Here is a 17203-nt window from a genome sequence, read left to right as displayed (position 1 = left end):
TCAGGGGCGCTCATCCGAAGATTTCTCGAACAGAGACGTTGTCGAAGGTCGCCGTAAGGGGCGAATTGGCCCAGATGTAGATCGCGCCGCTGGTGTTCGCCGGCACGCGCGCGACGAAGGTTCCGGCTGTGGTGATGTCGCCATATGCGTTGAGTCCGCCTTCTAGGAGCAGCTTCCAGCCGCCCGCAGATAGCGACGTGCACGCCATGCGGATCTCGTAGGACTTGCCCGCCGTCAGGACGCCCACAGTCGGAAAGGCCGCCGAGTCTGCAGCCGCCGCCGTCGCGACAAGTTGCCCACCTGTGATGCTCCAGCCCGTGCTGAGTGTCCAGCCCGTGCCATCGCTGAAGCTGCCGTTGACGATCAGCTCCGGCCCGAGCGCGCGCGCGTTGCGCTCCACATAGGTGGCGTGGCGTTCATCGTGATAGAACTTCCCCGTCATGCGTTGCGGGCCTGCGCGCCATCCTTTCGGGTAGTAGAGGGGTTTGCTCATGGCGTCTCCTTCAGGCGTTGTTCAGCGCTGGGTACTTGAACGGCTGGTACACAACCGGTTCTTCGTAGGCCACGCACATGAGGCCGAATGCATCTGCGCCGTGACTGGCCCAGTCGTGTTCCGGGCCGAGTCCGACATTGCGGTGTTCGTCGCGCTTCTCGTGATACCAGCCGAGGGCGGCAATGCCCGCCGTGGTCGTCTCTTCGTTGATCCACATCGACGGGAACAGGCGCCGGCCCGCTTCGATGCGTGCGGCTGCTGCGCCCTTGCCTTGGTTCGGCACCACGGTGACCGTGTAGCCGGCGTCCTGCAATGCACTCTCATACGACACGTCAAACACCTTGTCGTGCGTCGAGCCATCGTGCGGCAGCCAGATCTGCGCCTTGTCCTTCGTGTATCCGCACTCGCGCAGCCAGGTCAGATGCGCGGCCAGGGGCTGCCCTTGCGTCTCGTAGTAGTTCAGCACCCGGATTTCCTTGGCGATGAACTGAGCGGCCCACATCGTGAATGCGTCGGCCTTCGCGCCAGTGCCGCCGATGTCGCAGAAGATGCGAATGGTCATCAGCGGGTCGGCAGCCACGCGGCCGATGCGGCCCTCCGCTTTTGCCTTGGTGATCGAAGCGGCGTAGTAAGCGCCTTCGATCATGGTCTTGAAGCCGCCCTCCCAGATGTGGGCATAGCTGTCGGGCCGCTCGTTTTGATCCTTGATGCGGACACGGTCCAGTACCTTGGGGAACCAGGGGTTGTCCCGCCAGTTCATCTCCACAACCTTGGTGCGCGGGTCTTTGGTCAGCCGGAAGCGCTTGTGCGTCGGGCTGCCGTTGCGCTCGGGGTTCCACGTCACCCAGAGTTCGCTGTCTTCCTCTCGCAGCGTGGGAATCAGCTTTGCCCAGGCCTCTTCTAGAACCGGCTCGGCCTCATCGACCCAGCACAGCAGTACGCGCGCCTTCGACTTGACGCTATCAATGTTCCGATCCAGGCCGATGAACTTGTAGGCGATCCGGCCGCACTTGGTGCGGATGTACTTCTCGCCGATCTCGAAGAACGCATCAAGCCACGGCTCGGAGCGGATCGCAGCCTTGATTTCCTCCATCGAGGAATCGTCCAGGCTGTTCATGAACTGGCGACCGCAGAGGATCACGCCTTCACGGCCAGCCATCGCCCACATGTACGCGCGAACCGCGGTCATCTTGGCGAACGAGCGGGTTTTAGCCGAGCCGCGCCCGCCGAACGCGCCTCGCACGTCAGCCTCGCCGGTGAAGACCGGAACCAGCTTCGGTGGGAGACTAATCTTCGCTGTCGCCACTACCAGCCACCAGCTCGATGCGCGTCACGGTTTCGAGCGGGCCGCCGTTCTTGCCGGTGTGCTCTGTGCGCGCGAGCTTCGGCGCGGCGTATTCCGCAAGCTTCGTCAGAAGGTCGAGTGCCTTAGCGGGGTCGCCCGGTTCAGCTGCGATACCGGCTTCGGTGTTGGCTGGTCGGCCCTCTGCCACGAGCGAGAGCCATTTGCCCACGTTGTCGGCGTTCGCGTCGAGAACCTTGGTGATGGTGTCCCGAAACTCCTTTGTCGCCTTGTTGGGCGTGCCAGGAGCCCTGCCGCCTGTCTTCACGCGCTTCCGCGGCGGAGCGCTTCTAGTTCCGTCTACTTTAGACATTGCTTGTCCTCCCCTCGGGTGCCTCACGGCGTGTCCGAAGCTGCAGCCCATCCGACTTACGCCGAAGGCGCTGGGCAACTGCGGTCAGCACTCGCGCCCTGCGCCCACTGAGTGCGAATGGTGAAAAACCGCGCGGCGTCTCTACCGCGTTGCACGCAGGGCTGGTGCTGTCGCTGAGAACGTTCAGGTTTGGCGCTTCTCGGAGTCGTAACAAAGCGTGATAATCGCAACATGATCGAAACCGTCGAACCCGCTACACCGGCTCCTGCTGACGTGATCCGCAAGCTGGAAGCCGCTCTCTCCATGCTGGCAGATGGGGATAACGCTATGGCAGCATCCCTGGTTCGGGCTGCTCTTGCGGCTCTCAGGCCTAAATAAAAACCCGCCGTCTTTCGAGGGCGGGCTAAAGGTTGGTGGCAACCCTGGAGAAATTCAGTCGGGCGTGGCGGCGGCTATCGAAATCTCGTTCCCCCTTCAGGGGTGTCGCTTCTCACGGCCAATATCCTGAACGGCTTAGGGCGGCGGCCTCATCTCGTCGATCTGCCGAATCACCTCGTTGATCTGGGCGATCAGTTCGCCGCTTCCATCTTGATCCCGAAGCTTGTCGAGCAGTTGTTGCGGCGTGGTCCCGTACTCGTAGCAGTACCGTAGAACGGCCGGCTGGAGAAGTTCACTGGTGCCTGCCAGAGCTGCCAGTTCAGCGCACCATTGAGCAAACGTTTGAGCGGTCATGTTCACAGATTAGAGCGCACAACCGCGGGTGCGTACATCTGGCGTCGGATCACCAAACATCATGAAAACATTATTTTTGTGTGGATTATGACGATGTTTATGATCGATACATCATCGACAACATCATCATACTCACATGAACATCATCACAGGCCACAACAATGAGTTCGCTCAGCGACTCATTGGCGCACGCACACAGCGCGGCTGGACTCAGCGAGAGTTGGCAAGCAACGTCCAGGTGTCCAAGCGCACGATCTCACAGTACGAGACCGGGGACATGTTCCCTCGCCCGGACACTCTGCAACGTCTTGCCGACCAACTGCACGTCGATCCGACATATCTCGCCACTGGCCAGCACCTCAACACTCTGAAGTACCTTGCCGATCAGAAAAATTCAGGCGCCTCGGGCTTGCCGCGGTTCGAAATGCTCTACGTTGAGGACTGGAACACCTTGGCGCCGGGCTTCGGCCACACCCCCGTCTATTCCGCGAATCCGCAAGCGCCGAACCAGTCCGCGGATATGAGCGCGTTCACGCCCATTCTGAAACTAACTACCGATCAGCGCAGAGCAGCTCGATACCCTGGCAGCTATCCCGCCAGCGAAGAATATCCGCCGAACTGCATCGTGATCATGAACACGGCGGTCTGGACGGCGGACGAGATTGAGCCTGGCTCAGATGTCGTTTTCAAGGTGCGCGGCACCACGGGGAACCCAGGGCTGCGCCGGGTTTCGCGCGAACCAGGGATCAACGGTCAATCATTGGTGGCAATCGGCGCTGCCGCTCACGCGGCTCCGCTGGAGTTCACCAACGAAGCGGTGGAGATCATTGGCGTTGTCGTTTCGCAGGTCATTTCTCGCCTGGTTCCGAAAACCGCGCATCGCACGCTGTGATGCAGAAACAGCTCCGCCATCAATGGTTGGGCTGCTCTTATTTTTCCCGGCTCACCCGGGATTTCTACAGGCGGAGTAATTTTCGCACAGAAGCGATGAGCTCGTAAAGACTTTTTACTTTGCCGCTTCAGCACACCAGTTCTTCAGTTCCAGATAGCCCGTAATCTGCTTCATTGCTTCGGGCCCCGCCATCGCTTGATGCCGCTCCATGTGCGCAACCAGCCAGTCGGCGACCTCCGAGTGCTCCTTGAACATCTTGGCTAGCGAAGTGCGCCCAGTGCCCTTGCAAGGCTTGCAGCGCACGCCGAGCGTCTTACTGCCGGGAATGACCGTCGCGCCATGCCCGCCGCAATGGTCACAAGTCGGGTTGCGGTGCCAGGCGACACAGCCTTGCGCCAGGTCGTAGGCCTGCACCCGGTTCAGCTTCACGCGCATCGCCCTCGCCTGCCGCCATGCGTCGTCAGCCAGGATCTCCACGAGTTCGCGCGCCGCGGTGCTATCCCCCAGGAACAGGCGCTGCAGCGCGACGGCCAAGGGGAACTGGCGCGCGGCGAGCCCCATGGCGCCGAGCACGTCGGAGTCTGAGCGCGTTGTGCGCTCGTTGATCTCTAGATTGGAGGATCGGACGGCGGCGGCGTACCGCTCGATGACTTTCATCCGCGACCTTTCAGGCTGTCACCGATGCGTGCAGCCAGGTTGCGGCGACTCCCGTCGATGGATGGCCGGCCGGTGCTGTCTTCGAGCCTGCGAAGCATCTCGTTCATCTCCACTTCGGTCAGCTGTCCGCGCCGCTTGAGCACGGTGGCAAAGCCAGCGATGACTTCGGCCGTCGCCGCTCGATGCGCGTTCATCGTGTCGGCGAGGAAATCCGACGCCTTCAGGTACTGCTCGAATTCGCGCATGCTCATTGGGAAACCCCGCGGTTCCCGCCAGCTGCACTAGGCTCCGTTCTGGTCTGGGCTGTACAAGCGCCGCACGAGATCCCGCTCTTCGCGGATGGGACGTAGCTCGTCCGCTTTGGCGAGGCACTCATCCCTTGTGCCAATGAAGAGCAACCGGCAGCCACTTTCGATGTTGCTATGGAATAGACGCATGCCGTTGGCGCAGGCGCGCTCAAGCGTTTCGACGTGAAATGCGTTGGAGTCGCGATTCCACAGCAGAGTGAAAACTTCGGCCATTTGAAGCTCCAGAAGGGATTGGACAAATGCAATCCCTCCCGGCATCTACGCGGACGAGTGCTCGCAGCCGGTTGGACTGCTCGTTCAGTCATTCTCATGACATCTCCTGGTCTTGGGTTGAGAATTCGACAAAGCGAAGCGGATACTTCCTTGGTCCGGTTCGGTACTGCTGAGTGGGCTTGTCGAACCACAGCCGCAGCGTGTAGTCCTGCACTCCGTCCTCGCGCTGCTTCTTGAGGATCAGCTTGGCGTCGATGCCCTCCTGCTCTTCTTGCCACTTGGCGAGGGCATCGGGGTCGTTCGGATTCGCTGGTGCTTCGTCCTTCTGGGCACGCCAGATCGAGAACACGTTGTCGGCGCCGTTGACGATGCCGCCAGCGCCTGCGACCTCCATCTTTCCGGGAGCCTCGGTTTCGTCCCGGAGCTTGCGGGGGTGCGCCACCAGGTGGATGTGGACGTTGTGCGTTTTCTTGAACGAAACCAGCTTCTGCACGGCCTCGTTCTGCTTGGTGATCGCGCCGGGTCCGTCCTGCGGCACGTCGATCATCATCAAGCTGTCGATGACGAAATGGCGGACGCCATACCGACGCGCGGCATAGGCGAACACCTCAAGCAGTCGGTCGAGCTTCGCTACGCCCACGAGGTCGAACAGCCACAGCCGCTCACGGAACCAGGCGCCAATCGCGCGGATGTATTCGCGGGTCGGTCTGTCCTGGCCGCTGGCCTGCTTGTGCAGGCGCTTCAGGTGGCGGGCGGCACCCATTTCCCCGGAGAAGATCACGACGCGCTCGCCCTGCAGCATCAAGCCGAGCAGGATCTGGTCGAGCATCAGGCTCTTGCCGTGGCCGTTGATGCCGGTCCAGCAGGTGTACTCGGCGAGCCGGAAGCGGAACCATTCGAGTTCCTTGTCGATGTACAGGGCCGGATCAAGCGGCGCCCCGGGTGGCGGGTAGAACAGCGCTTCGACGGCGGCGGTGTAGTCGTTGGCGTTGCGCAACTCGTCAGGGTCCAGCGGACGCGCATCTTCCATCGCCTGCTGAAAATCCACGGGCTCGGCGCCATCCTGCAGCCACTGGTTGGCGTCCTTGGCGCCGAGCCGTACACGGCGGCAGCGCTCCACGCCCAAGCGGTTGATGACCTCGGCCGCGCCCTTGTCGCCGGCCTCGTCGTTGTCGAAGCAGATCAGGATGTCGTCGAAGCGCTCAAGCTTTTCCCAGTCGTGTTCGATCCACTGGTGGTTGCCCGCGCCTTGATTGACGGACAGCGCCGGCACGCGCATCTGGTGCAGGGTCATAGCGTCGATCTCGCCTTCGGTGATGGTGACCGTGCGCGCTTTCGGATCGATCAGGTGCCACCCGAAAAGGCATGGCGCCGCGCCGGGCTCCTGGCGCATGTCCTTCTTCTCGTCCGGGTTCCGATACTTGATGTTGATGAGCTCGCCGTGCTCATCGATGAACGGAAAGACGGCGTAAGTTTTGCCGTGCTGCACCTGCTCGGCGACCTTGAAGGCGCGAATCGTTTCCTCGGTCAGCCCGCGGCCCATCAGCCATTCGGCAGCCCGGGCTTTCGCAGCCGGCGCACGCGGGCTCTCCGGTCGGCGGAAGGTCTTTTCGGGTGGACGCGGGAAGTCGTCGCGGATGCCGAAATGCCGCTTGATGTCCTTCATCGCCTCGGCCATGGACTGCCCGCGACAGGCCATCCACAGGTCGATCAGGTCGCCCGCCTGGCCGCTCGCGAAGTCGGACCACACACCCGCCTTGTGACCCCGGATGCACACCGAGAGGCTGTCGCCCGGCTCGCCGTTGGCGTTGCCGGCCTTCCACTCGCTGCCGCGCTGCTTGCCCTGTGGCAGCAGCATGCGTGCGATCTCGGCGGCTTGACTGGCCAGCATCTGCTTTGCCTCGGCAGCGTTCACGCGGTCGCCTCCTGCGGCACGCGCTTGCCGTCGCGGAATTCACGGAAATTGCCGAGGTGGCAGCGCTCGTTCTGCGCCTCTGCGATGTGGGTGAACCCGGCCGCCTTCCACCACGCAACTCCGTCGATGAGCGGCACTGCCGTGGCGGACGGCGAGGACTTCGATCCGCCGCGGTCCTGCTCCTTGCCGAGCCAGCCCGACAGGAAGCGCCGGACCCCTTTCGCGGTTTTTCGCTTTGCCGGGTTGTCCTTGCACCAGATCCGAGCCCGGAGCAGCTCGCCGACGACATCGACGCTCGGGTACGCTTGCTGCCACTCCTGCACGTCGGACGCCTTCACCGCGAAGTCGCTGCCGTCGATCAACGGGATCAAGACCACGGTCGGCGATGCTGCTGCGTCGCAGCCGGCTTCCGGCTCGGCGCAAAAAGAACCGTCAGGTTCTTTCTTTGGAGACGGTAACGGAGACGGTAACGGAGACGGAGACGGAGACGGGGCACTGCCAGATTCAGCGGGTGGCATGCCCGTAGCAGGTTTGGGCACTGCTACTAGCTTGCCAGGGGCAGTGCCACTGGCACTATTTGGCACTGCGGCAAGCAAGCGCGCGGCGTACTCGGGCATCTTCCTGGCAGCCTCTGCGCGTCCGTGTTGCTTGCACAGGGCAGCGTAGCGGGACTTCTCCGAACGCGCATCGCTGCCCGCCGCCCAAGGGTTGTGCTCTTCCCAATCATGGATCGAGCGCTCGCCTTCCACTCCATCGAGAAAGCCAACTGTCACGAGCTCACGCACGAAGGCGCCCTCTTCTCCTGTCCAGTCAACGGCGAGTTCGATGTCCTCATCACTCATGCCCGTCAAAGCACCGTCGCTCCGGTTGTCCGCGGTCCAGAGGAAGAGGCAGACGAGATGCCATGCGCCCGCAGCCCCAACACGTCGAATCAATTTCTTTGTCTTCGGATGGCCGGGCAGCCCCGTAGAGATCCGTGCATCGCTGGTCATCGCCAAGCTCCCATTTCGTGATCGGTTGCCCAGCGGGCATTGCTGAAATTTCCGCGGTGCACCCGCAGCCAGTAAATGAAGTGGACGAACCACAGAAGTGCGCGGCGCATCAGTCGGCGTCCTCGAAGATCAGTTTTGCGGGGGTGGTCTGGCTCATCGCCTTGGCGTAAAGCACCTCAAAGGCCGCAAAGGTCTTCGGGTCCACGCACTGGTATTCGGACGGCACCGCCTTGATGCCGAGGTGCGCCAGGAACAGAAGAACCTCTTCGAGGCGCTCGGTCTTGATGCGGCTCACAGTCGAGTCGCTAAGCCCCATGGAAACGGCGAGAGCGCCGGCCTTCCCAGGCTCTTGCAGTGCGCGCAAAGCGAGCTGCATGCCTTTTCTGGCTCTTTCAAAGGGGGTTGGCGAGACTGCAGACATGACTTACCCGACCAGCTCCAAGCGAGCCCCAGCGCATGACCCGGACCTGATCCACAGCAGCTCGCGCAGCAGCATCACGACCAATGCGAACCCCACGCCAGGTGAGCCCGCGCGCACCACGCTGCGGACGACACGCTTGGACATGCGCTGGCTTGATGGGGATGTGGAAGTACGCTTCGTGGCACACGCCGTAAACGTGACGCCGAAGGCCCCCATGCAGCGCCGCAGCGCAACATGAAGCCGAAGATCTGCCCGCCCGCTCGCGGGGGGCTTTGCGGCCTTTTCGCGCCGACGCCAAGCAAATGGATGAACCATCAGCGCTCCGAGCCTGCTGCCGTGAGCTCAGGCCCGCGGATCCTTGCTGCGGCGGCTTCTACGCGGTCCACTATTCGCTGAGGAAGGATGTCAGGCCATTTGTAAACAGCCGAGTACGAGACTCCCACCGCCTTCGCGGCGGCTGCCACCGACCCACCCAACAGTTCAATTGCGTGATGCTTGTCCATCCGCGGATTGGAGCATAGTTGCATATCAACCGCAACCATGCGCCAATGGATTTACCCTATCATTCAACCATGGTTGATTACAAAACGCGCCTCACCGAGGCAATGAAGTATGCGAACGTCTCCGTGTCTGCTCTGGCCGCGGCGATTGGGGTGTCTTACCAAGCGGTAAGCAAGGCCGTTGACGGCACTACGAATAGTTTGTCGGCCTACAACAACTCCAAAGCCGCTGACTTTCTCTGTGTGGATGCGCGATGGCTTGCTACTGGCGAAGGCTCCATGGAACTAAAGCGGCAAGAGGAAGCGCATATGGTTCCGCTGGTCCCATGGGAATCTTTGTCCACCTGGAAAGGAGTCTCAGAGTGGCAATCTCGACCTGAAGGCAACGAGTTCACCATCGTCCCGATCAGTTGTAGCAACGAGACCTTCTGTGTCATCGCTCAGGGCGACAGCATGGTAGCTCCGCATGGGAGCATGCAGTCTTACCGTCCGGGGAGCCACCTCTACTTCGATCCTTTGCGAGACAACGGCAAGCCGAGCGACGGCGCACCCATCCTGGCCAAACTCATAGGGTCGGACGAGGTTACGTTCAAGATCTACAAGCAGGAGGGCGCGCGCCGCTGGCTTGCTCCGCTCAACCCGCAGCACGAGCCCATTCGAAATTCATTCACCGTCATGGGGATACTCATCGGCCAGTGGACAAATTAATTCAACCTTAGTTGCTTGTTTTCTTTAACTATGGTTAAACTCGCTCCGTCCCTAGCAAGACGGAGCGAACGTGAACATTTACCCGGCCCACGCGGCCACTTTTTCAGCCGTCGCCGTAGCCTGCCTCTGCGCAGGTTGCGGCGGCGGTGGTGGCGGCAGTTCTGGCGGTGTCGCACTGCCCATCGTCGGCATCCCTTCAGCTCCAGCAGCACCAGCCGCGCCAACGGTTGATTGCACGCTGCAGCTCGAAGGCGACTCCATAGCAAGCGGTGGGCTGTCGCTGTTCACCACCATCGCCGAGGTGCCTGCCGCAGGCATCAAGCGCATGCGTCCCGCCTACGTGGTCACGGACAAGTCCGTAATAGGCAACAGCGCCCACGCACGAGCACCAGTCTTCGTGAACGAGTCGATTGCCTCGCGCATCGTGGTGATCGAGTTCGGTGTGAACGACGCCGGCAACTCCTACCCCTACGAAGCTGCGATGCGCCTCCTGTTGGACCGCACCAAGGCGCTCGGCAAGGTCGTTGTCATCACGGGTCTACCGCCGCAGCGCGTGCCGCTGGTGAACGCGGACGCCTACAACGCTATCGCGAAGGCGTTGGCCACGGAATACGGCGCCACGTTCGCGGACTGGCGCTCGGTGGTCATCGATGCGTCTGATATGTCGGATGACGTGCATCCGCTGCAAAAGGGTTCGGCGCAGCTTGTGGAGCAACTCGTGCGCGCACTCGACCAGGTGGCACCGGAGTGCGGCAAGTGAAGCACCTCGCCATCAACGCTGTCCTTCCCACTATTTCTGCTGGCGCTCGCCCTATGCGCCGTATAGAGGTGGGCATGAGCCGAATTGCAGGCAACTTTCAAGTCACTCGAAAGTTGCCTGTTAGTTCATCGCTTTTGCCGGCGCAAGCTCCTAGGCTTGGAGGCATGCAACACCAACTTGAAGCACGCAAATTGTTGGGCCCTGTCCAATTACCCTCTCTTCGGCTTGATCCCGCGAATGGAGCTGGTCTTCCGTTTCGGCTGGCTGCTCTCAGAGGGGGATCCAAGGCCTGCGGGAACACCTCCAGGCGGGCTCTCGGAAGGAGATCCGAGGCCGGCAGGAAAGCCTTCAGAACGATCAATGCCCGTCGATGGAGTGCCGAGGCCCTCCGGAATTTTCTTTGCCCATCCAGGGCCGAGCTGTTCAGTCACTTGCTCCAAGACCTGGACCAAGGCATCTATGTACCCCAGGTAACCGGGCTCTGCGCTCTTCATGATCAGCGTGTCGTCCTTCGTCTCCTTCACGGCTTGTGCCATCGAAAGAATCGGTTCCTCCATGGTGACCATGACTTCTGGATGCTTGTGCCGGAGCAGGACGAAATCAGCAAGCGCACGAAGCAGCACAGTGTTGCTCCGCATCAGCTTTGCCGTGTCATCCCCTTGGAACGTTCGACTGAGGCGGTCAACGATCTCAGCATTAAGGCTCTTGGACGTTCGATCAGCTTCGTCCGAAAGTTGGGTATGCAGATCCTTGGGAATTCGCAAGGTGATGCGTGTGTATCGGTCTTCGTCTTCCATGCAGACAATTTACACCAAAACAGTGTCACACCTCTTGACACCATTGCGGTGTCACTTTCAGAATGCAGCCTCTGACACCATTTTTATGTCACTCCCCCCGGATGGCCACCTACGGCTGACATTGCGGATCCCAAAGGAATTGGCTGATGTCCTGCGCAAGCAGGCCGGCCAGAACCTCAGATCGCTCAACAAGGAACTGGTTTCACGCCTTCAGCAATCCCGCGCCAACGGAATTGCGGAGGCAGAAAAGGCGAAGGGGCACACCGCGCCAACGGTGGCCCCTTCATGTGAATCGACCCCTAGCAAAGAAGACGGAACACGACATGAATGCTAACACCCACTCACGTAGGGCCGCAACAGCTGTCACTGAAGCGGTAACGGCTGTCACCAAGCCCCGGACCTCTACACCCGACAAGGCCCGCGCGCCAATCGAGAACGAGCCCCAAGCCCCCTTAGTCGCCATCTCGGACATTCGCCGCTGGATGGTCGAAGCAGACCGCCAGCTTGAGATGGCCTTCGATGCAGCTGGAAGCGGCGAATACATCGAAAAGCTGCTCGATCACATCTGCCATTCGGTGATGGTCGCGCCCCTGCACACCATCCAGCGTGAAGACCTCACGCAAGAAGACGCCGGGCGCCTCTACGAGAGCTTGTTTGTGCCTATGGCGTGCATCCATGCCGCGGTCAAGCTCGCCGAAGGGACCATCTTGCAGCACCCGCTCGAAGGCGCGTTTGAACTGTTGGACGCCTCTCTAGAGGCTCTCGATCCGGTGAACGACGCTGTGAAGGCGCTGCCTCTCCAAGAAGGGCAGACCGACGAAGAGAAGAGCGCGCTCTTTCAGGCCTCCAGGATCGAAGACAACTCCTACTGCATGGCCGGCGAGGTGATCGCCATCATCCGAGCGCGCCTGCACGCCGTAGATTCCGAACTGCTCTATGGTGCCTTGCGCGTGGTTGAGTACGCGCATAACGAACTCGGCGCAGGCGTCTACGCCCGCGACTTGGAAATGTGCGAAGACGCCTCGGCCCCTTTTGCGAGCGCCATCGCCGTACTCGAAGTGACGCTTCGGGAACACGACGATGTTGCGTTGCACGGTGCGCTGCGTCTCTTGGAATTGGCCAAGACCTCCCTCGACGACGCTATCGTGGGGGTGAACTAATGGAAGCCCTTGCCGAAAGAACCACCCGCAGGGGCGCCGAGGCGCGCCAGGTCAGGGCACCTGAGGTGTTGAAGCAAGATCTTCCCGCCGCGCTCGCAGTCCACCAAATGGACGCCATCACGAGCCACCTTGCGCATGCAGGATCGATGCTCTCGATGTTGATCCATGTGTTCAGCGGGCAAAGCTCGCTTGATGACGTGCGCGGCCGTGCCACGAGCGAAATGATCATGGGTCTGGTGCAGCACGCGGACCACCAGCTGACCAGGGCCTACAACGAAATCACCGAAATTGAGGGCAAGCTACCCGACGAGGTGCGCCCCCGGATCTTCGAAGCGCAGGCCATCGTCGCGCTGCTGGAGCGGATCGGCTTCGCGGGAGGCTTCGAGTACGACGCTTTCAGCGATCAGTACATCGTTGACTACCTGAGCGCTGCACAAGAGTGCATCGACCAGACCAACGCAGGCGTTCAGGCGCACTGGGGGCAGCAAAATGCGTGAACCCAAGAACAACCAGGCTCCCGGCATCGCCTTCGATGCAGGCGTGAGCGGCGACCGCTACCAGGGCAAGCCCGACGCCCTGATCGCAGCGGGCGTTATCACCGCCGACCACATTCCGACCAATACCTCTCAGACCTTCGTTGACGGCGTGAAGGTTGATGGCCGGCGCTTCAAGGGCAAACACGATGATCGTTGGATGCAGGTATCTCGGCATGCAACTTCCCTGATCGTGACGAAAGGCATTGCGGACGCCGAGCGCGCCCGCCGCGTGGAAGCGCGCAGGCAAGCGGTCGAAGAACTGGCTCGAGCCACACCGAAGAAAGATCCAGGGTTCGACGCAGTGCGAGCGATGGACTACAAAGCCAGCGCCGCGTTGCTGCCTGGCGCAGAGGTTTTCGCCAACGGTCGGGCGGCCACGGTCACTGGCGAGTTCAAGCTGCGCCGCGTTTCTGTGGAGGACGGCGAATTTGTCGATGGAGACAACCGGACCGAATACATCCCCGGCTACACATGCCGCATCCATGAAAGCGGGAAAGAGTTCTTCTACCCCGCGCATGAAGTGCGGGCGAAGTCCGGCGCATTGAGCCACCTTCGCCTCGTGTCTGGTGCCGGCGCTCGCCGGGAAATCGGCTTCTCGATTCGGAGCCTCGCATGATCGAGATCTACACCGATGGGTCGTGCTGGCCCAACCCGAGCGCCCATGGCGGCTGGAGCTTCGTCGTGTACGAGAACGGCCGCGAGTTGTGCACCTTCAGCGGCAAGGCTGATGGCCTCACCTCGAGCAACCGCATGGAGCAAACAGCCATGCTGCGCGCCCTGCTGTGGCTTGGCGACCGCCCGGCCGTGCTGCACAGCGACAGCCGCTATGTGGTCGATGGCCTCAATCTGTGGTCCGCCAAGTGGCAACGCAACGGCTGGACGCGCAAGGACAAAACCACCAAGAAGATCTGCGACGTGATGAACGCCGATCTCTGGCAAGTGATGGTGATCGCGCGCCAGCGTCAGCACGAGGTGCGCTGGGTCAAGGGCCACGCCGGACACGTTGGCAACGAACGCGCTGATGGGCTCGCTGAGGCCGCGCGCATGGGAGTTACCGCATGACGGCCTCAATCGCCCTCGAATGGGTTCCGATGAATCGCTACTGCGAGCTGTTCGGCGAGACGGCCGATGCAGTGGATAAGCGGGTCCGCAGCGGGCACTGGCTGCGCGACGTGCACGTCCGGCAGCCGGTCGGCAGCAAACAGCTCTGGGTCAACGTTGGCGCCGTGAACGCCTGGGCGGCAGGCCGGCCCGTCGAGGTGCCGCGGAAGAAGGCTCGAGCGTGAGCGTTGGCATCACCGTCATCAAGCGCAAGAAGAAGGAAGTCATCCGCCTTGCGTTCAGCTTTAAAGGGGTCCAGTGCCGGGAGATCGTCGATCTGCCAGGCACGCGCCCGAACCTGCTCTACGCCGAGCGATTGCGCGCCGAAATCCTCGGCAAGATCGAACGCGGGCTGTTCCGGTACGACGAATATTTTCCCACCTCACCACGCTGCCGGATCTTCGGCCACGGCGCCGGCAAGACGACCAGCGTGAAGGAGCTTCTGGAGGGCTACAAGACACGTTCGAAAGCCTCGTTGCAGCCGAGCACATGGAATGGCTACCGCAAGGCCATCGACAACGTTCTGATCCCGCAGTTCGGGGACCTGCAGGTCGGGTCCCTGAGCGCCGGCACATTGCGCGATTGGATTGCCCTGCAGCACGTCACACGGAAACGGATGAGCAATCTGCTGCTTCCACTCCGGAATGCGCTCTCCGAGGCGGTGGCCGATGAGGCCATCGCGTTCAACCCGTTGGACCGTCTGAAGATCGCGAGGATCCTGCCGCGGGACACGCTCTCGACGGACTACGCGCCGGACCCGTACACCATGGAGGAACTGCTTACCCTGCTCACCTCGATGCGGGACGCCGAACGGCACGCGTTCCAGTTCTGGGCGTTCTCCGGGGTCCGTACCAGCGAGTTGATCGCCATCACCTGGCCGGACGTTGATCTCGTGGCCAAGACGGTCCGCATCGACAAGGCGGTGGTCGATGGACAGGAGAAGGGAACAAAGACGAAAGCGGGGGTCCGCACCATCCCCTTGTTGCTGGCGGCGCGCCAGGCCTTGCAGGCGCAGCTCGCAGCCGTCGAAGCTGCCCAGGGCCGGGTGTTCCTAAATCCCCGCACGGAAGGGGAATGGACCGATCAGTCGCTGCTGAGGCTGTGGCAGCGCACCTGCAAGCGGGTCAAGGCGCGCTATCGCAACCCCTATCAAATGAGGCACACTTTTGCAAGCCATCTGCTGAGCCAAGGAGAGAACCCGGCGTACATCGCCAAGCTCTTAGGCCACGAATCAACCGAGATGGTGATCCGGCACTATGGCCGCTGGGTCGAACAGGGTGCGGAGTTGGGCTTCGACCGCCCTGCACTTCGCTACGGCCGGCAGTGTCTGCCAGGCCTGCCCGAGATCGACGACACGTGCGATTCAGGTGCGAAACGCGAGTGAAAAACGTGTGAATCGTGAGACGGAAAGGGACGGTAGAGGACGGAGCCTCTTACCCTAAGTCCTTGATTTTATTGGACCTAGCCCTTGGAATATGGTGGAGCTGGGGGGATTTGAACCCCCGTCCGCAAGCCTTCATCGCGCAGTTCTACATGTTTAGTGATCTGATTTAAGTCTCGCTTCCGGAGTCGCGCAGTCACACGCTAAACCGGACGCCAGTACCCTATTTTCTCGCCCCGACCCAAGGTACCCGGATCGGAGCCAGCCCATGTAATTATCCTTGCAGCCGGGAGGTCAGGATTGCTCCAGACCCCCTTGCCCAGCCCATCGGCCAACTGTTGCAAGGCTCACTGGCAATTAAGCAGCGAGTGCGAAACGTTCGTCGTTTGCAGTTAGTTTGTTTGAATCTGTTTTACGAGCGCATTCAGCTCGACATGCCCCGCTGCGACTCCGAACCCACGTCGAAACCAGTGCAGCCCCAAGGAAGCTATTTTAGGCCGGGTTGAGAAACTGCAAGAGCTCCATGGGCGAAGAAATTGCGGCGTCCGCTTCCCAGAGGGTGGCGTCGGCTTGCGGCCCCATGTAGCCGTAGGTTGCCGCCACGGTTTTCATGCCGGCAGCACGGCCCGCGATGATGTCGCGCTCGTCGTCTCCAACATAGATGCAGGCGCCGGATGGAATTCCAAGCCGCCGCGCCGCTTCATGCAAGGGCTCGGGATGCGGCTTGGAGAACGGCGTCGTGTCGCCGCTCACAATGGCACCGGCGCTGCCAAAAAGGGGGATGGCGCGGGTCAGCGGATCGGTAAAGCGGGCCGATTTGTTGGTAACCACGCCCCACGCCAGCCCGCGCGCGCGGATGGCGTCGATGAGCGCCTGCACGCCGTCGAACACGTGCGTGTTGAGCAGCATGCGGTTTTCGTAGGCAACGAAGAACTCCTCCCTCAGCTGCGGAAATTCCGGCGCATCGGGTGTGATGCCGAAGGCCACACCGAGCATGCCCCGCGCACCGGCGCCCGCCATGTAGCGGTAACGCTCCAGCGGGTACGACTCCAGGCCGCGATCGGTGCGCATCTTGTCGGCCGCTGCGCCCAGATCGGGCGCGCTGTCGATCAGGGTGCCGTCCAGATCGAACAGCACGGCTTGCACTGCTGGCCCCGTCACGCCTGGGATCCTGCTATCGAAGCCGGTTTTTGCGTTGCGAACATATAGTTGACGCTGGTGTCGCCACTGAGCCAGTAGCGCCGGGTCAGCGGGTTGTGCTCCATGCCCCTCGTATGCCGCAGGTCGAGCCCGGCGGCGCGGCAATGGGCTGCGAGTTCGCTGGGACGGATCAGTTTTGCATACTCGTGCGTGCCACGCGGCAACATGCCCAGAACATACTCGGCGCCGACGATTGCCAGCATGAAAGACTTCAGGCTGCGGTTGATGGTCGAAAAGAACACCCAGCCGCCGGGTTTGACCAAGGTGGCGCAGGCCTGAACGATCGAAGCCGGCTCTGGCACATGTTCGAGCATTTCCATGCAGGTCACGACGTCGAAACTGCCCGGTTGCTCCGCGGCCAATGCTTCGGCGCTGATTTCGCGGTATTTGACGCCCTTCGTTTCGGCCTCAAGCGCATGCAGCTTGGCAACCTTGAGTGCTTTGCTCGCCAAGTCGATGCCCAACACATCAGCGCCTTTTCGGGCCATCGAATCGGCAAGGATTCCTCCGCCGCAGCCGATATCAAGCACTTTGCGCTGTGAAATCGGCGCAATACCGTCAATCCATTCCAGCCGAAGCGGATTGATTTCGTGGAGCGGACGGAATTCGCTGTCCAAATCCCACCAGCGATGGGCAAGTTCCGAAAACTTGGCGAGTTCCGCCGGATCGGCATTCACGTTATCTGTCATGCCGTGATTATGAAACGGAGATTGCGCCAGCGAACATGGGCCAGCACCTGGAAACAGCCGAACGAAATTCGACAGGCATAAAAAAACCCCGCC

Annotated in this window: 25 protein-coding genes and 1 other RNA gene; 11 read left to right on the top strand and 15 right to left on the bottom strand. The window is 61.4% G+C overall.

Going from position 1 to position 17203, the window contains the following annotated elements; genetic code table 11:
• Positions 1 to 10 precede the first annotated feature (10 nt).
• Genes QHG62_RS05450 through QHG62_RS05440 form a run of 3 tightly spaced genes read right to left on the bottom strand, consistent with a single transcriptional unit; the run spans position 11 to position 2148 of the window.
• Entirely contained in the window at positions 11 to 493 is a 483-nt protein-coding gene (locus QHG62_RS05450) for a hypothetical protein (RefSeq protein ID WP_281149839.1), read from the bottom strand.
• Between the two features lie 10 nt (positions 494 to 503).
• A complete protein-coding gene (locus QHG62_RS05445) occupies positions 504 to 1799 on the bottom strand; it encodes a PBSX family phage terminase large subunit (RefSeq protein ID WP_281149838.1) in 1296 nt (431 codons plus the stop codon).
• Complete coding sequence (locus QHG62_RS05440) at positions 1780 to 2148, bottom strand: hypothetical protein (protein WP_281149837.1); 369 nt, start codon at positions 2146 to 2148, stop codon at positions 1780 to 1782. Before QHG62_RS05440 ends, QHG62_RS05445 begins: the two co-directional genes overlap by 20 nt.
• A 231-nt stretch (positions 2149 to 2379) precedes the next feature.
• Here QHG62_RS05440 and QHG62_RS05435 point away from each other — a divergent pair, with 231 nt between their 5' ends.
• Positions 2380 to 2526 (top strand): hypothetical protein, encoded by a 147-nt coding sequence (locus QHG62_RS05435; RefSeq protein ID WP_281149836.1) that lies wholly within the window; start codon positions 2380 to 2382, stop codon positions 2524 to 2526.
• A 135-nt stretch (positions 2527 to 2661) separates the two neighbouring features.
• On the opposite strand, the gene QHG62_RS05430 is transcribed toward QHG62_RS05435, so the two are convergent.
• A complete protein-coding gene (locus QHG62_RS05430; RefSeq protein WP_281149835.1) occupies positions 2662 to 2880 on the bottom strand; it encodes a hypothetical protein in 219 nt (72 codons plus the stop codon).
• Positions 2881 to 3016: 136 nt separating this feature from the next.
• On the opposite strand from QHG62_RS05430, the gene QHG62_RS05425 reads away from it, so the two are divergent.
• Positions 3017 to 3772: a helix-turn-helix domain-containing protein gene (locus QHG62_RS05425; protein ID WP_281149833.1), complete on the top strand. Its 756-nt coding sequence runs from the start codon at positions 3017 to 3019 to the stop codon at positions 3770 to 3772.
• A 114-nt stretch (positions 3773 to 3886) separates the two neighbouring features.
• On the opposite strand, the gene QHG62_RS05420 is transcribed toward QHG62_RS05425, so the two are convergent.
• The 7 genes from QHG62_RS05420 to QHG62_RS05390 form a co-directional block, all read right to left on the bottom strand.
• A complete protein-coding gene (locus QHG62_RS05420) occupies positions 3887 to 4429 on the bottom strand; it encodes a hypothetical protein (RefSeq protein WP_281149832.1) in 543 nt (180 codons plus the stop codon).
• Positions 4426 to 4680, bottom strand: a complete 255-nt coding sequence (locus QHG62_RS05415; protein WP_281149831.1) for a hypothetical protein — start codon at positions 4678 to 4680, stop codon at positions 4426 to 4428. Before QHG62_RS05415 ends, QHG62_RS05420 begins: the two co-directional genes overlap by 4 nt.
• Before the next feature lie 30 nt (positions 4681 to 4710).
• Positions 4711 to 4950: a hypothetical protein gene (locus QHG62_RS05410; protein ID WP_281149830.1), complete on the bottom strand. Its 240-nt coding sequence runs from the start codon at positions 4948 to 4950 to the stop codon at positions 4711 to 4713.
• A 94-nt stretch (positions 4951 to 5044) separates the two neighbouring features.
• Positions 5045 to 6865, bottom strand: coding sequence for a toprim domain-containing protein (locus QHG62_RS05405; protein ID WP_281149828.1), 1821 nt, complete (start codon positions 6863 to 6865; stop codon positions 5045 to 5047).
• A complete protein-coding gene (locus QHG62_RS05400) occupies positions 6862 to 7857 on the bottom strand; it encodes a hypothetical protein (RefSeq protein WP_281149826.1) in 996 nt (331 codons plus the stop codon). The genes QHG62_RS05405 and QHG62_RS05400 overlap by 4 nt, the downstream gene beginning before the upstream one ends.
• 109 nt (positions 7858 to 7966) lie before the next feature.
• The gene (locus QHG62_RS05395; protein WP_258507238.1) at positions 7967 to 8233 is read right to left on the bottom strand and encodes a hypothetical protein; all 267 of its coding nucleotides are present in this window, start codon (positions 8231 to 8233) and stop codon (positions 7967 to 7969) included.
• Positions 8234 to 8281: 48 nt separating this feature from the next.
• Complete coding sequence (locus tag QHG62_RS05390) at positions 8282 to 8422, bottom strand: hypothetical protein (protein WP_281149825.1); 141 nt, start codon at positions 8420 to 8422, stop codon at positions 8282 to 8284.
• 377 nt (positions 8423 to 8799) lie between these two features.
• Here QHG62_RS05390 and QHG62_RS05385 point away from each other — a divergent pair, with 377 nt between their 5' ends.
• Complete coding sequence (locus QHG62_RS05385; RefSeq protein WP_281149824.1) at positions 8800 to 9486, top strand: LexA family protein; 687 nt, start codon at positions 8800 to 8802, stop codon at positions 9484 to 9486.
• A 70-nt stretch (positions 9487 to 9556) separates the two neighbouring features.
• Positions 9557 to 10246 carry an SGNH/GDSL hydrolase family protein gene (locus tag QHG62_RS05380; RefSeq protein ID WP_281149823.1) on the top strand — a complete coding sequence of 230 codons (690 nt, stop codon included), beginning with the start codon at positions 9557 to 9559 and terminating at the stop codon, positions 10244 to 10246.
• A gap of 209 nt (positions 10247 to 10455) precedes the next feature.
• On the opposite strand, the gene QHG62_RS05375 is transcribed toward QHG62_RS05380, so the two are convergent.
• On the bottom strand, positions 10456 to 11043 hold the full coding sequence (locus QHG62_RS05375) for a hypothetical protein (RefSeq protein WP_281149821.1): 588 nt from the start codon (positions 11041 to 11043) through the stop codon (positions 10456 to 10458).
• On the opposite strand from QHG62_RS05375, the gene QHG62_RS27775 reads away from it, so the two are divergent.
• From QHG62_RS27775 to QHG62_RS05345, 7 genes are read left to right on the top strand one after another with little or no spacing between them, the layout of a single operon-like run.
• On the top strand, positions 11015 to 11377 hold the full coding sequence (locus QHG62_RS27775; protein ID WP_432445605.1) for an Arc family DNA-binding protein: 363 nt from the start codon (positions 11015 to 11017) through the stop codon (positions 11375 to 11377). The two genes, QHG62_RS05375 and QHG62_RS27775, sit on opposite strands and share 29 nt — an antisense overlap.
• The gene (locus QHG62_RS05370) at positions 11367 to 12203 is read left to right on the top strand and encodes a hypothetical protein (protein ID WP_281149820.1); all 837 of its coding nucleotides are present in this window, start codon (positions 11367 to 11369) and stop codon (positions 12201 to 12203) included. Before QHG62_RS27775 ends, QHG62_RS05370 begins: the two co-directional genes overlap by 11 nt.
• Positions 12203 to 12700 (top strand): hypothetical protein, encoded by a 498-nt coding sequence (locus QHG62_RS05365; RefSeq protein ID WP_281149819.1) that lies wholly within the window; start codon positions 12203 to 12205, stop codon positions 12698 to 12700. The genes QHG62_RS05370 and QHG62_RS05365 overlap by 1 nt, the downstream gene beginning before the upstream one ends.
• Complete coding sequence (locus tag QHG62_RS05360; RefSeq protein ID WP_281149818.1) at positions 12693 to 13355, top strand: hypothetical protein; 663 nt, start codon at positions 12693 to 12695, stop codon at positions 13353 to 13355. Before QHG62_RS05365 ends, QHG62_RS05360 begins: the two co-directional genes overlap by 8 nt.
• Positions 13352 to 13801, top strand: coding sequence for a ribonuclease H family protein (locus QHG62_RS05355; RefSeq protein ID WP_281149817.1), 450 nt, complete (start codon positions 13352 to 13354; stop codon positions 13799 to 13801). The genes QHG62_RS05360 and QHG62_RS05355 overlap by 4 nt, the downstream gene beginning before the upstream one ends.
• The gene (locus QHG62_RS05350; protein ID WP_281149816.1) at positions 13798 to 14025 is read left to right on the top strand and encodes a hypothetical protein; all 228 of its coding nucleotides are present in this window, start codon (positions 13798 to 13800) and stop codon (positions 14023 to 14025) included. Before QHG62_RS05355 ends, QHG62_RS05350 begins: the two co-directional genes overlap by 4 nt.
• Entirely contained in the window at positions 14022 to 15224 is a 1203-nt protein-coding gene (locus QHG62_RS05345) for a tyrosine-type recombinase/integrase (protein ID WP_281149814.1), read from the top strand. Before QHG62_RS05350 ends, QHG62_RS05345 begins: the two co-directional genes overlap by 4 nt.
• Before the next feature lie 92 nt (positions 15225 to 15316).
• Here QHG62_RS05345 and ssrA read toward each other — a convergent pair.
• From ssrA to ubiG, 3 genes are all read right to left on the bottom strand, one after another.
• Positions 15317 to 15701: a transfer-messenger RNA gene (ssrA, locus tag QHG62_RS05340) on the bottom strand.
• A gap of 12 nt (positions 15702 to 15713) precedes the next feature.
• Entirely contained in the window at positions 15714 to 16382 is a 669-nt protein-coding gene (locus QHG62_RS05335; protein ID WP_281149813.1) for an HAD-IA family hydrolase, read from the bottom strand.
• Entirely contained in the window at positions 16379 to 17110 is a 732-nt protein-coding gene (ubiG, locus tag QHG62_RS05330) for a bifunctional 2-polyprenyl-6-hydroxyphenol methylase/3-demethylubiquinol 3-O-methyltransferase UbiG (RefSeq protein WP_281149812.1), read from the bottom strand. The genes QHG62_RS05335 and ubiG overlap by 4 nt, the downstream gene beginning before the upstream one ends.
• Between the last annotated feature and the right edge of the window lie 93 nt (positions 17111 to 17203).

Origin of the sequence: Variovorax paradoxus, from assembly GCF_029919115.1 — a bacterium.
Taxonomy (GTDB): Bacteria; Pseudomonadota; Gammaproteobacteria; order Burkholderiales; family Burkholderiaceae_C; genus Variovorax; species Variovorax paradoxus_O.
The sequence above is the reverse complement of the archived record's forward strand: the minus strand, read 5'-3'. Positions and strand labels throughout refer to the sequence as shown.